The organism is Empedobacter stercoris (assembly GCF_025244765.1).
GTDB lineage: Bacteria > Bacteroidota > Bacteroidia > Flavobacteriales > Weeksellaceae > Empedobacter > Empedobacter stercoris.
Genome location: NZ_CP104209.1, coordinates 1862501 through 1877331, shown reverse-complemented (window position 1 = coordinate 1877331; position 14831 = coordinate 1862501). Strand labels below are relative to the sequence as shown.

Annotated in this window: 6 protein-coding genes; 5 read left to right on the top strand and 1 reads right to left on the bottom strand. The window is 31.7% G+C overall.

The window, feature by feature from the left end; genetic code table 11:
• Positions 1–4: 4 nt before the first annotated feature.
• The gene (locus NZD85_RS08865; RefSeq protein WP_260541484.1) at positions 5–1015 is read left to right on the top strand and encodes an ATP-grasp domain-containing protein; all 1011 of its coding nucleotides are present in this window, start codon (positions 5–7) and stop codon (positions 1013–1015) included.
• Between the two features lie 42 nt (positions 1016–1057).
• On the opposite strand, the gene NZD85_RS08860 is transcribed toward NZD85_RS08865, so the two are convergent.
• Entirely contained in the window at positions 1058–1318 is a 261-nt protein-coding gene (locus NZD85_RS08860) for a helix-turn-helix domain-containing protein (protein ID WP_260541483.1), read from the bottom strand.
• A gap of 2938 nt (positions 1319–4256) precedes the next feature.
• On the opposite strand from NZD85_RS08860, the gene NZD85_RS08855 reads away from it, so the two are divergent.
• From NZD85_RS08855 to NZD85_RS08840, 4 genes are all read left to right on the top strand, one after another.
• Entirely contained in the window at positions 4257–5039 is a 783-nt protein-coding gene (locus NZD85_RS08855) for an RNA polymerase sigma factor (RefSeq protein WP_260541481.1), read from the top strand.
• Between the two features lie 2 nt (positions 5040–5041).
• A complete protein-coding gene (locus NZD85_RS08850; RefSeq protein ID WP_260541480.1) occupies positions 5042–6139 on the top strand; it encodes a hypothetical protein in 1098 nt (365 codons plus the stop codon).
• 4605 nt (positions 6140–10744) lie between these two features.
• Complete coding sequence (locus NZD85_RS08845; RefSeq protein WP_260541479.1) at positions 10745–13900, top strand: TonB-dependent receptor; 3156 nt, start codon at positions 10745–10747, stop codon at positions 13898–13900.
• A gap of 9 nt (positions 13901–13909) precedes the next feature.
• The gene (locus NZD85_RS08840; protein ID WP_260541478.1) at positions 13910–14767 is read left to right on the top strand and encodes a glycerophosphodiester phosphodiesterase family protein; all 858 of its coding nucleotides are present in this window, start codon (positions 13910–13912) and stop codon (positions 14765–14767) included.
• The last annotated feature ends 64 nt before the right edge of the window (positions 14768–14831 follow it).

The following is a 14831-nucleotide window of genomic DNA, read 5'->3' as shown; positions in this document are numbered from 1 at the left end:
CATTATGAACATACTATTTACCTGCGCAGGACGTCGCAATTATTTAATCAATTATTTTAAAGAAGCATTAAAAGGGGAAGGAAAAGTCTTTGCTACTGATATGCAATTAACGGCCCCTGCATTGGTAGATGCCGATATAGCCATACAGGTACCTGCTATTTATAGCCAAGAATATATTCCTTCTTTATTGAAAATCGTTTCAGACAATAACATTAATTGTGTGATTTCACTTAACGATTTAGAACTTCCGATTTTAAGTGAAGCCAAAGCGCAAATAGAAACTTTGGGTGCAAAAGTTATTGTGTCGGATGAACAAGCCATAAAAGTAGCTTTTGATAAATGGGAAACCGTAAAATTTTTGGAAGCAAACGATTTGAAATCACCCAAAACATATATTGATTTTGAGGAAGCTAAAAAGGCAATTGCATCGGGTGAATTAAAATTCCCTTTGGTTATAAAACCACGTTGGGGTAGTGCATCGATCGGTATTGACTTTCCAGAAACGATGGAAGAATTAGAATTAGCTTATAAATTGCAAACGATTCGTTTAAAACGTACGATACTGGCTGAAGCGAGTAAAGAGGATATAGATCATGCCATATTAATTCAAGAAAAAATTCCTGGAAAAGAATATGGTATGGATGTGTTGAATGATTTTGAAGGAAATTATGTAGGTACGTTTGTTCGCCAAAAATTACAAATGCGTTCTGGTGAAACTGATAAAGCAATTTCCGTTATTGATAGTCGTTTTGAGCAGATAGGAAAAGCGATTGGAGAAAATCTTAAACATATTGGTAATTTAGATTGTGATGTTTTCGAACATGATGGAGAATTGTATGTGTTAGAATTAAATCCACGCTTCGGTGGCGGATATCCATTTTCGCATGAAGCAGGAAACAATACCGCAGCTATTTATATCGAATGGTTAAAAGGGAATAATGATATCACTCAACATTCGAATTATAAAGAAGGAATAATGTTCTCAAAATGCGATCGCTTATTAAAAGTAAATTAATCTATACGTACAAAATAATAAAGGCTCCATTAGGAGCCTTTGTTATTTTGTATAATTATTAAATGATTTATCATTAAAAAATGCTGTCAAACTTATATTAAGAATTCGACATAGGTTTTTAATTGTGTAAATTGTTAATCCATCTTCATTATTCAAGTTTGTCCATTTATTTATAGCTTGACGATCTTTATCAGATAAGTTTGCTAAATCTGATTTTGACATTTTCTTTTCTTCTAAAATTGTTAAAAACCTTTTTTTAATAGTATCTCTTAACTCTTTATCTTCATTACTTAACTTAGGCATAAGACAATTTTAAGAGTTTATTAAAAATTTGTTGTAAACTATTTGGTTTACATTTTTTTTGTTTATACATTTGAATAAATAAAAGAATATCAATTATTTAAAAATAAAGTAATTATTACTTTTTCTCTTGTATTAGAAAACTGGCACTTTTCATAAAAAGGAACAAGAAAAATAAGTAGTTTTGCTCACGACCTAGGCGTGGGCTCTCTTATTGTTCCTTTGGGTATGCCAGTACCTCTAATGCATTAAGATGAGTTCCATGCCTTTCTTGTTTTTGGTCGTTTTCTTCCATCACATCCGCATCGAACTTCATATAATATGCTTGGTTTAATTCCTCTACAAATCAAGTAAAGTACTCTCTCTAAATATGTATTTCTTATAATAGAAATGCACAGATGGTTATTCGATTCAGTTAGAATTGTAAGATGTTTTTTAAGTATTAAGTAAAATGTAAAAAGTACAATGTATTATGTATTTGAAAAAGGATCATAAAATGTCATATGATTTGGAGGCGAGTGTCAAAAAGTTGAAGTAAATGGTTAAAATATTTTACTGTTTGCGCAGCAAATGATTTAAAATATTGAATGGCTGAAACTTATTTTGACCGTCGAAAATCAAAGACAAGAGTTTTTTGATTACTTTTTTGCTCTCTTCCCCGAAGGGCATATGAATACCGACAATAAAAATAGATATGTAATGAATAAAAAAGTGATAGAAAGTACTTTATGTTCATTTTTTTCTTGATAAAAAAAAGAACCAAAAAAAATCAAGTCTGTGCTTACAAGTCGGTCAATAACGTCTATTCGCTAAATGCTTTAAATCATTCGCATATAAAATGCGAAAAGTAAATCATTTTTAACGCTCTTTACGCCGAATTGACGCTCGACTCTTCAGCAAGGACGGTTTATAAATTCATTATTAAAAAAGGAGTTAAATGTTTAAATAGGAATAAAAAAATCTGACGATTTAGAATCGAAATGTAATTCAACTCTAAATTATTGAAATTAAAAAGTTGGAGTGTTTGAGAGAAGCGAGTTGCCAACTTTATGGAAATAATTTATTTAGTTGAATTACCTGAGCCATACCATGGCTCCTCCTCTTAATCTCAAATGTTTTTTGGATGAGCTTCCCCGAAGGGCATATGAATACCGACAATAAAAATAGATATGTAATGAATAAAAAAAGTGACAGAAAGATTCTTCAAGAAGTATTAATGTTCATCTTCATTCCTGATTTTTTTACGTTCGTTTCAATAGATTGTAGCTCGTCTGCAAATCGTATGTCGGCTCTAAAATTGGTTGTTAAAAGTGGATGAGGTTAAGATTCTTCGACAAGCTAAGAGTGACAACGAATTTAAGTATTGAAAAAGGATCATAAAATGTCATATGATTTGGAGGCGAGTGTCAAAAAGTTGATGAGAATGGTTAAAATGTTTTACTGTTTGCGTAGCAAATGATTTAAAACATTGAATGGCTGAAACTTATTTTGACCGTCGAAAATCAAAGACTTGATGTTTTGTAACTTTTGCATTAAGGTAAAAGTTAGAAGAAAAAAAATAGAAAGATTCTGCACTTCGAGTGCCTCAGTGCCCATGTTTAGAATGGTAGAAAATAATATTCACCACATAGGTACATAGAACTGGATGTAAAAAATAAAAGAGCAATAAAGAAGATAAATCTATTAAACATAGTTAGGAGATCACTATGTTTCAGTTTACTGAACTATACAATCTCTAAAAAAAGTGACTGATAGATTCTTCGACAGGCTCTGAATGACAAAAACTGTAAAATGTAGAAAGTAAAACTTAATAAAAAACTATGTTTCTATTGTGGTTAAAAAATAACGTAGAACGTAAAAAAAAAAAAAAACCTTTCCAAAAACAAAGTTGGCGCGATGTACAGGAAAAGGAGTGGCTTTAAAAAAAAATGTTGAATTAAAAAACGATGTAAAATTATGTGAATATTTTACTTTAAAATTAGTAGGCAATCTTGTGTTGCGCTTCAAGAACTATTTTGTGCTATCCCTTTGGTATACACAAAGAAAAACCATGACTCACATGGTACAAAAATTTCGATCCTTACTGTTGAATAAACAAGTGGGAGTGCAAAATTTGTAAACAATTATGACTCACATTTTATTCCCCAAAGACAATCTAAAAGAGTGTTAATGATCTTCATAGAATGTATTAGTGTTAAATTTTATTTCATTTATTAATGTATTTTTTAAAACTGTCCAAGGGGAATTTGTGGGTTGAGAGAATTGTGTTATAGACAAAGTACAGATTAGATATTAGATTCGAGATGTAAGATGTCTTATTTAATAAGTAAAAGACACTTAGATGCTTCGACAATTTCAGTAACCGAGGTTTATTGACCATATTAATAATGACAACGAATTTGAATATTTAAATAAGAATTAAAAATCCGACGATTTAGAATCGAAATGATAACGAATTTGAACTTAGAAAAAAGGATTAAAAAAATGTCATATGATTTGGAGGCGAGTGTCAAAAAGTTGAAGTAAATGGTTAAAATATTTTACTGTTTGCGCAGCAAATGATTTAAAATATTGAATGGCTGAAACTTATTTTGACCGTCGAAAATCAAAGACAAGCGTTTTTTGTTTCGTTTTTTGCGCTCAAAAAATGAAAAAAGATTTCTCGATACCTCGAAATGACATATTGGATGCGATTCTGAGACAAGCTCAGAATGACAAAATTTGTTGATAAAAATGAATTTGAATATTAATAAGAAAAAAAATGTAAAACGTTAAGCGTATCACGTCAAACGTAAAAATAAAAACCCCTTTCCCCAAAACAAAGTTGGCGCGATGTACAGGATAAGGAGTGGCTTTTAAACCTAATGTTGAATTTAAAACTATGTAAAAACGTAAAACGTTAACCGTAGAACGTAAAACTTAATAAAAAACCACCTTTATTATGCTAGAAAAAGAATATGAATTACTGAAAAAAGGCGATCCCAAAGCCTTAGAAAAAATTTATGTACGACATAAAAGGTTACTTTTTTGGATTGGTAAACAAATAATTACAGATGAATTTGTTGTAGAATGTTTGGTACAAGATGCTTTCCTTAGATTATGGGAATATCGAGATAACATAGAAAGACCTGAACATATCTTTTATTTCACGCGACTTGTTTTGAAACAAAGTTGTTATTCGCATTATAGAAGTTCTAAAAACAAATTTTTTAGGTCAGTGCATTCATTAGAGAGTTACGAGAATTATGATATCTATTTGACTGGATACGATCCGTTAGAAGTTGCAGAAAACATAAGGGATAAAGTAATACATGACGAACATTATGAAGAAATTAGAAAAATATTACCCCTATTAAGCGCTGAAAGAAAACATTTGATTGAACTCTGCTTGAAATATGGATTTAGATATAAAGCAATTGCCAATGCAATGGGAAAAAGAGTTTCAGAAACGAGTAAGGAGATTAAAAGTGCAATAGAGGATGTTAAGAGCCTGATTAATAGTCATGATATATTAATGTCTAAAAAGGAAATTGTTTCTGAGGTAAAGGAACAAGATCAAATGACCGAAAAGCAATCGTTGATTTTAAAGCTTCGATTCGAGAAGAAACAATCGTTTACAACAATTGCCAAGACATTAGAAATTTCTCAGAAAGAAGTGCACAATGAATTTGTAGTCGCTTATAAATTGACTCAACAAAACAAGTTTAAACCACTAAATATCTAAATATGAAAAATTCTACAATCTTTTTAACACGTAAAATACAGTTAATTGCTGATTTACCGACCCAAGAAGAACGAAAAGAAGTTTTGAGTACGCTTTATAAATGGCAAAATAGATGTTTTATAGCGGCTAATTTGATTGTTTCTCATTTGTATGTGCAAGAAATGGTGAAAGATTTTTTTTATTTCTCTGAAGGAATCAAATATAAATTAGTAGATGAAAATAAAGATGAAGATGGAATACTAGAATGTTCTCGTATGAATACCATTTATCGTGTGCTCTCAAAACGTTTTAAGGACGAAGTTCCGATGTATGTATTGTCTAGTTTGATGAATACCTTATACCTATCTTTCAAGAAAGATTGTGTCAGGTATTGGAAAGGGGAACTTTCATTAAAAATTTTTAAACGGGATATAGCAATTCCTTTTAACATAGCGAGAATAAGTAAATTCTCGTATGATACAGATAAAAAATACATTTATTTTAAACTTTATAAAATTCCTTTTAAAACATATCTTGGAAGAGACTATATTGATAATTATAAGCTATTGGAGCAAATAGTAAATAACGAAATTAGAATTTGTAGATCACATATTAAATTAGAAAAAAATAAAATATTTTGGGTATTCACGGTAGAAATTGAAAAAGAAAAAAATCAATTACAATCCGATATTATTGCAGAAGTTTCTTTGTCATTAGAATATCCGTTGGTTGTAAAAATAGGTAGATCTCAGCTAACCATTGGTAGCAAAGAAGAATTTCTATATAGAAGATTAGCCATACAAGCTTCTCGTAAAAGAATACTAGAAGGAGTGCCCTTTTGCAAAGGAGGGAAAGGAAAAGCAAGAAAATTAAAAATAGCAAAAAAATTAAAAAATACAGAGAGTAAATATATTCATCATCGGCTACATGTCTACAGTAGAATGTTAATTGATTTTTGTGTGGAAAAAAAAGCAGGAACGATAGTTATTGTAGATCAAGAAGAAAAAATACAAATTGCCAAAGAAGAAAGATTTGTCTTAAGAAACTGGAGCTATTATGAGCTCATACATAAAATAAAATACAAAGCTGATAAAGCAGGTATTGAGCTTATAACAGCTTAAACCATAATTTTGGAGGGTGATTTGTACACCCGTAGGGTGAGGTGATTGTAAACGCTCATCAAATGTGAAAAACATATACAAAGGGGGATTTTTAGGTTTTATTGAAACTCCTTAGATAGTCCCAAGATAAAGGCAGGATAAAGGCAGGATAAAGGCAACATAGTGGCAGTAGGGTGGCAGTAGAATATTTGTAAAAGGTTTTTGATATGGGATTTACGATGTAAAATGTTTTTATGAACAATTAGATATGAGATTCTTTGAAAGTTCTGAATGACAAGGAATTTGAATATTGAAAAAGAATTAGAAAAATCCGGCATTAAAACTCTCACGTTAAGAAAATGGTTGAATGGAGCGTTTAAAAGGTTTTAGCCCGTAGGGTTTTTAAAATCTTTAGTGGAATGAGAACATTTTTAGTAGAGAGGTTTACGGCCTTGACTTTTTGGTTACTTTTTAGTCAATTAAAAAGTGACATTAAAGAATTTTTAATTTCAAATGTTATTAATAAGGAATTTGAATATTGAAAAAGAATTAGAAAAATCCGACGATTTAGAATCGAAATGCAATTCAACTCTAAATTATTGGAATAAAAAAAGTTGGAGTGTTTGAGTGGAGCGAGTTGCCAACTTTATGGAAATAATTTATTTAAAATACCTGAGCCATACCATGGCTCCTCCTCTTAATCTCAAATGTTTTTTGGATGCTCTTCCCCGAAGGGCATATGAATACCGATAATTAAAATAGATATGCTATGAATAAAAAAAGTGACAGAAAGATTCTTCAAGAAGTATTAATGTTCATCTTCATTCCTGATTTTTTTACGTTCGTTTCAATAGATTGTAGCTCGTCTGCAAATCGTATGTCGGCTCTAAAATTGGTTGTTAGAAGTGGATGAGGTTAAGATTCTTCGACAAGTTAAGAGTGACAACGAATTTAAGTATTGAAAAAGGCTGAAGAAAATGTCATATGATTTGGAGACGAGTGTCAAAAAGTTGAAAGTCATGGTTAAAATGTTTTACTGTTTGCGTAGCAAATGATTTAAAACATTGAATGACTGAAACTAATTTTGACCGTTGAAAATCAAAGACAAGTCTTTTTTCGTTAGTTTTTTTGACTGTTCCCCGAAGGGCATATGAATACCGACAATAAAAATAGATAAGTAATGAATAAAAAAAGTGACAGAAAGATTCTTCAAGAAATTTTAATGTTCATTTTCATTCCTGATTTTTTACATTTACTTTAATAGATTGAAGCTCGTCTGCAAATCGTATGTCGGCTCTAAAATTGGTTGTTAGAAGTGGATGAGGTTAAGATTCTTCGACAAGCTAAGAGTGACAACGAATTTAAGTATTGAAAAAGGCTGAAGAAAATGTCATATGATTTGGAGACGAGTGTCAAAAAGTTGAAAGTCATGGTTAAAATGTTTTACTGTTTGCGTAGCAAATGATTTAAAACATTGAATGACTGAAACTAATTTTGACCGTTGAAAATCAAAGACAAGTCTTTTTTCGTTAGTTTTTTTGACTGTTCCCCGAAGGGCATATGAATACCGACAATAAAAATAGATAAGTAATGAATAAAAAAAGTGACAGAAAGATTCTTCAAGAAATTTTAATGTTCATTTTCATTCCTGATTTTTTACATTTACTTTAATAGATTGAAGCTCGTCTGCAAATCGTATGTCAACTCTACAATTAAGTCTTTTTTCGTTAGTTTTTTTGACTGTTCCCCGAAGGGCATATGAATACCGACAATAAAAATACATAAGTAATGAATAAAAAAATGAAAGGAAGAGCTTTTTCGACAAGCTAAGAATACCAACAAGATGAGATTCTGATACAAGCCCAGAATGACAAAATCTGTTTTTAAAAATGAATTTGAATATTGAAAAAGGATGAAAAACCGGCATTAAAACTCTCACGTTAAGAAAATGGTTGAATGGAGCGTTAAAAAGGTTTTAGCCCGTAGGGTTTGTAAAACGTTTAGTGAAATGAGAACATTTTTAGTAGAGAGGTTTACGGCCTTGACTTTTTGGTTACTTTTTAGTCAAGTAAAAAGTGACATTAAAGAATTTTTAATTTCAAATGTTATAAAACGTGGATTTGAATATTGAAAAAGGGATTAAAAAAATCCGACGATTTAGAATCGAAATGCAATTTAACTCTAAATTATTGGAATAAAAAAAGTTGGAGTGTTTAAGTGGAGCGAGTTGCCAACTTTATGGAAATAATTTATTTAAAATACCTGAGCCATACCATGGCTCCTCCTCTTAATCTCAAATGTTTTTTTAGATGAGTTTCCCCGAAGGGCATATGAATACCGACAATAAAAATAGATATATAATGAATAAAAAAGTGACAGAAAGATTCTTCAAGAAGTATTAATGTTCATCTTCATTCCTGATTTTTTTACGTTCGTTTCAATAGATTGTAGCTCGTCTGCAAATCGTATGTCGGCTCTAAAATTGGTTGTTAGAAGTGGATGAGGTTAAGATTCTTCGACAAGCTAAGAGTGACAACGAATTTAAGTATTGAAAAAGGCTGAAGAAAATGTCATATGATTTGGAGACGAGTGTCAAAAAGTTGAAAGTCATGGTTAAAATGTTTTACTGTTTGCGTAGCAAATGATTTAAAACATTGAATGACTGAAACTAATTTTGACCGTTGAAAATCAAAGACAAGTCTTTTTTCGTTAGTTTTTTTGACTGTTCCCCGAAGGGCATATGAATACCGACAATAAAAATAGATAAGTAATGAATAAAAAAAGTGACAGAAAGATTCTTCAAGAAATTTTAATGTTCATTTTCATTCCTGATTTTTTACATTTACTTTAATAGATTGAAGCTCGTCTGCAAATCGTATGTCAACTCTACAATTAAGTCTTTTTTCGTTAGTTTTTTTGACTGTTCCCCGAAGGGCATATGAATACCGACAATAAAAATACATAAGTAATGAATAAAAAAATGAAAATAAAGAAAAGGAATACCTGAGCCATACCATGGCTCCTCCTTTTAATTTCAAATGTTTTTTTAGATGAGTTTCCCCGAAGGGCATATGAATACCGACAATAAAAATAGATAAGTAATGAATAAAAAAATGAAAGGAAGAGCTTTTTCGACAAGCTAAGAATACCAACAAGATGAGATTCTGATACAAGCCCAGAATGACAAAATCTGTTTTTAAAAATGAATTTGAATATTGAAAAAGAATTAGAAAAATCCGGCATTAAAACTCTCACGTTAAGAAAATGGTTGAATGGAGCGTTTAAAAGGTTTTAGCCCGTAGGGTTTTTAAAATCTTTAGTGGAATGAGAACATTTTTAGTAGAGAGGTTTACGGCCTTGACTTTTTGGTTACTTTTTAGTCAAGTAAAAAGTGACATTAAAGAATTTTTAATTTCAAATGTTATAAAACGTGGATTTGAATGTTTAAATAGGAATTAGAAAAATCCGACGATTTAGAATCGAAATGCAATTCAACTCTAAATTATTGGAATAAAAAAAGTTGGAGTGTTTGAGTGGAGCGAGTTGCCAACTTTATGGAAATAATTTATTTAGTTGAATTACCTGAGCCATACCATGGCTCCTCCTCTTAATCTCAAATGTTTTTTTAGATGAGCTTCCCCGAAGGGCATATGAATACCGACAATAAAAATAGATATATAATGAATAAAAAAGTGACAGAAAGTATTTTACATTCATTTTTTCCTTGATGAAAAAACGAACCAAAAAAATCAAGTCTATGCTTACAAGTCGGTCAATACTGGCTATTCGCTAAATGCTTTAAATCATTCGCATATAAAATGCGAAAAGTAAATCATTTTTAACGCTCTTTACGCCGAATTGACGCTCGACTCTTCAGCAAGGACGGTTTATAAATTAGTTGTTATAAACGAATTCGAATGTTTAAATAGGAATTAAAAAAATCCGACGATTTAGAATCGAAATGCAATTCAACTCTAAATTATTGGAATAAAAAAAGTTGGAGTGTTTGAGTGGAGCGAGTTGCCAACTTTATGGAAATAATTTATTTAAAATACCTGAGCCACACCGTGACTCCTCCTTTTAATCTCAAATGTTTTTTGGATGAGCTTCCCCGAAGGGCATATGAATACCGACAATAAAAATACATAAGTAATGAATAAAAAATGAAAGGAAGAGCTTTTTCGACAAGCTAAGAATACCAACAAGATGAGATTCTGATACAAGCCCAGAATGACAAAATCTGTTTTTAAAAATGAATTTGAATATTGAAAAAGGATGAGAAACCGGCATTAAAACTCTCACGTTAAGAAAATGTTTGAATGGAGCGTTTAAAAGGTTTTAGCCCGTAGGGTTTTTAAAATCTTTAGTGGAATGAGAACATTTTTAGTAGAGAGGTTTACGGCCAAGAGTTGCTTGGGCTGAGCCTTTCGAAGCATTGATTACTTTTTTGCGCTCTTCCCCGAAGGGCATATGAATACCGATAATTAAAATAGATAAGCGATGAATAAAAAATGAAAAAGAAAGATTGAATTAACCTTAATAATAAGATTTGTTAAAGATCTCTTAAATTTTAGTTAACCTCTTATTGTTTAGTGTACAATAATTTTGGGCTTCAAATAAACATACATGAAACTCAATTTATTTCAATTATCAGCAGTAGTCTTTACGATAGGGGCTTCAACAGCAGTCTACGGACAAGGTGATTTAGCAGGAATTGCTGGAAAGATAACCGATAATGAAGGATATGACTTGCCACAAGTAACTGTAATCGTCAAAAACGAATCAACAGGTTTTACCACTTCCACAAAAACAAATGAAAAAGGAGAATACAACCTCAAGCAGTTGCCTTTGGGTTCCCCTTATACCATTACAATCCGTTCTGATGATCATGAAGATGAGGTGTTAACAGGGTATAGTCTTAATCAAGGTGATTTGATTTGGGTCCCATTCAAATTTTCGAACGGCACAACAGATTTATCAGAAGTAGTTGTTAATGGACAAACGTTAAAAAGTTCAATCAAACAAGTCGGTGCTTCAACTTCTGTATCGGCAAAAGATTTGCAAACATTACCTGTAAATGGACGAAACTTTACCTCGTTAATTGATCTTTCTCCATTAAGTAATGGTTCGAGTATTGGAGGACAATTAGCTTCATCAGTAGATTATACGATAGACGGAATGTCTAATAGAGGAACAATAGCTGGAGGCTCTACCTCTTCTTCTTATTCAATTTCAATGGAAGCCATTCGAGAGTTTAAAGTTGTGACCAATGAATACGATGTGACGAATGGTCGTGCTGGGGGAGGAACAATTAGTACAGTAACCAAATCCGGAACGAATAAATTAGAAGGAAGTGCTTTTCTTTATGGACGTGCCGATTGGCTATCGAGTCCATACGACATTCGTGGAAACAAAAGAGACAACGAATTCTCAACTTATCAATATGGCTTTTCTTTAGGTGGACCAATAAAGAAAGATAAAGCTCATTTCTTTGTTGCTTGGGATAGACAGGTAGATAAACGCCCTTTATTTATTGCGAATATTAATAACCCAAGTGATGAAGCGGTGTATAATGTAACGCAATCAACATTAGATCAATTTTTATCTATTGCAAGAGAAAAATATGGAGTGTCAACTAATCCTCAATTTGGCGCATTTGATAAAAATAAAGATACAAATGCAGCATTTTTACGCATTGATTGGCAATTAAATTCCCGAAATTTATTGACATTACGTAACAACTTTGTTCACGAAAACGATAAACTTTCTGAAGGGGATAATACATCAATTAACATGTATGAATCCTATATTGATAGAAAAAAAACAGACAACAGTTTGATGTTATCGTTAAGAACTGATTTTAATAATGACATTACTAATGAATTAAAAGTTCAGCATTTTTTCGAAAATCAAAACATTATTCCTTCGAGTGAGCTACCAAGTCAATCTATACCACGTGCTATTGTAGAAAGTATTGGGTCTCAAATAGGCGATAAAACACATTATACCAACATTCAATTAGGAGGTCAACGCTTTTCTCCTGAATGGTTCAAAGGAAATGTATTGCAATTGGTAAATAATGTTTACATCAACCGCAATAACATCAAATATACATTGGGAGGGGATTTTTCGTATTACCACATGAAAAATGTATACGGGAGTGAAATGAATGGTCGTTTTTATTTTACAGGAATGGAGAACTTCAAAAACATGACGCCTTATCGCTATGCCCGTGAAATTCGCTTAACAGATGATCCTTCAACTGTTATTAATCAATTATCATCAGCAGTTTATGGTCAATTGGAAACAGAAATTTTACCTGGCGTAGACTTAATGGCTGGTATTCGTTTCGAAAATATGCAATATTTAAATGCAGCCAATTATAACGAAGTTGCAGATAAACAATTGGGCGTACGAACAGATCACAAAATCAATACATGGCAACTACAACCACGTTTCCAATTAACATGGGATATTAATCAGAATAGAAAAGATTTTGTAAAATTTGGTGGAGGTATTTTTGGCTCTTCATTAAATCCATATTCAATGATTAACAACATGTTGTTTGATGGAACAAAAGTCGCAGCAGTAGACATTGTAGGAGATTTAGTTCCTACTCCAGATTTTATTGATTATAGACAAAACCCTCAAAATGCCCCAGGAAAAGATCTTTTTAACAACCCTAATATAGAAAAACTAATTACGATTAATGCCAATAGCAAAGATGCTAAAGTACCGACGGTTTACAAATTAAATGCATCTTATAATCATTTTTTTAGCGACCGATTGAGAGTTGGAATTAGTGCTTATGCGAACTGGGCACGTAACAACTATATGTACGTTGACCGTAATATGGTAGACGAACCTTTTTTTAGAATAAAAGAAGAAGCAAACCGAGGTGTTTATGTACCTGCGTCAACAATTAACCCTACAAATGGTGCTGCCAATTGGGTTAATGGACGTAAAACACATGAATTGGGTCGAGTTTTAGAGTTAATTAGTGATGGTAAAAAAGACCAATACGCAATTGTGTTAGACGGAACATACCGTTATTTTAAAGACGGACAACTATCCGTATCGTATACGTGGAACGATTCAAAAGACAATACGTCTTATAATGGAAATGTTGCCAATACAGCAACCTTAAGCTTAATGGTTCCTGAAGATCCTCGAGATTTAAGTAAAATGAATTATTCGGATACACATTTTCGTCACAAGTTAGTGGTGTATGGGCAATCTCCAACTTTTTGGGGAATGACAGCAGGAATCCGTTTTAGTGGAATTGGTGGAACTCGTTACTCATTAGCTGTAGGTGGAAATATGAATGGAGATTTCGTAAATTCAAATGATTTGGCATACATCTATGATCCTAACGCTGCTTCAACTCCTGAATATTTAAGAAATGGAATTCAAGCTATTTTAGATAATCCAGAAGTTGAAAAGCATACAAAAGATTATATTCGAAAGAGTTTCGGTAAAATCGCAGAACGTAATGGAGGAATTAATGGATTTGCAGGAACATTTGATTTGAGATTGGCTAAAAAATTCAATATCGTAGAAAAGCATCGTTTTGAAGTTGCAGTAGATATTTTTAATGTCGCTAACTTAATGAACAAAGATTGGGGAGTAGGTCCAAAAATTGGTAAACAAAATATCTATTCCATTAAAAGTTTTGACGTGGATAATGAACGATTTGTTTATAACGTAAATAACAATACAGGAAAAACAAATTATGTCTTCAATCCTTACCAAATTCAAATAGGTTTCCGCTATAGTTTTTAAGAAGTAGAAATGAAAAAAATACATTTATGGTTTGTGCTATTAGCTACAGTTACTGTGGCTAATGCGCAATTAAATACCATTAATATCAAAAATTTTGAAGACTTGAAGTCTTATTTCAAACAAGATCAATCAAAACCAATCATTATCTCAGGACATAGAGGAGGTATGATGCCGGGTTATCCAGAAAATAGTATTGAAGCTTTTGAAAAAACACTGTCGATTATGCCTTCTTTTTTTGAGATAGATCCTCAATTAACAAAAGATTCGGTGTTGATCCTTATGCACGACGATACTTTCGATCGAACGACAACCTTAAAAGGAAAAGTAAAAGACTATACCTATGCTGAAATAAAGAATGCAAGGTTAAAAGACCGAGAAGGAAATTTAACTGATTTTAAAATTCCTACCCTTAAAGAAGCTTTAGATTGGAGTCAAGGAAAAACTATTTTTCAGTTAGATAATAAAGGTGTTCCGTATGCAACCTATGTAAAGTTTTTGAAAGAAAACCCTTATCCAAATGTGGTGTTGGGATTGAGAAAAGATGAAGAAGTTACGTATTACGCCAAACATTTAGATCATGTATTGTTTATGAAACCTTTTCATACCATGAAAGATGTTAAGAGTTTTGAAAAGTTGAATGTTCCATTCAATAGAATAATTGCTTGGATTGGAGGAGAAGTTAAACAGGAGCAAAAGGAAATGATAAATTACCTTAGGAGTAAAGGGGTAATGGTAATGATTGCGATTGCTCCAACCACGGATAAACTACCAACTGATCTCGAACGAACAAGAGGATATATTCAACATTTAATTACGCGTCCCGATATTATAGAAACAGATTATCCTGCTCAATTTATTAATTGGTAATGATATTAACAAAACGATGAGTTGTTTACTATTTTAAAAAAAATCGTTAGAATAGAGATGAATT

What these genes read in the sequence shown, in the direction of transcription:
- NZD85_RS08865 (WP_260541484.1), top strand. Translation starts at nt 5, where the DNA reads ATGAACATACTATTTACCTGCGCAGGACGTCGCAATTATTTAATCAAT.
- NZD85_RS08860 (WP_260541483.1), bottom strand. Translation starts at nt 1,318, where the DNA reads ATGCCTAAGTTAAGTAATGAAGATAAAGAGTTAAGAGATACTATTAAA.
- NZD85_RS08845 (WP_260541479.1), top strand. Translation starts at nt 10,745, where the DNA reads ATGAAACTCAATTTATTTCAATTATCAGCAGTAGTCTTTACGATAGGG.
- NZD85_RS08850 (WP_260541480.1), top strand. Translation starts at nt 5,042, where the DNA reads ATGAAAAATTCTACAATCTTTTTAACACGTAAAATACAGTTAATTGCT.
- NZD85_RS08855 (WP_260541481.1), top strand. Translation starts at nt 4,257, where the DNA reads ATGCTAGAAAAAGAATATGAATTACTGAAAAAAGGCGATCCCAAAGCC.
- NZD85_RS08840 (WP_260541478.1), top strand. Translation starts at nt 13,910, where the DNA reads ATGAAAAAAATACATTTATGGTTTGTGCTATTAGCTACAGTTACTGTG.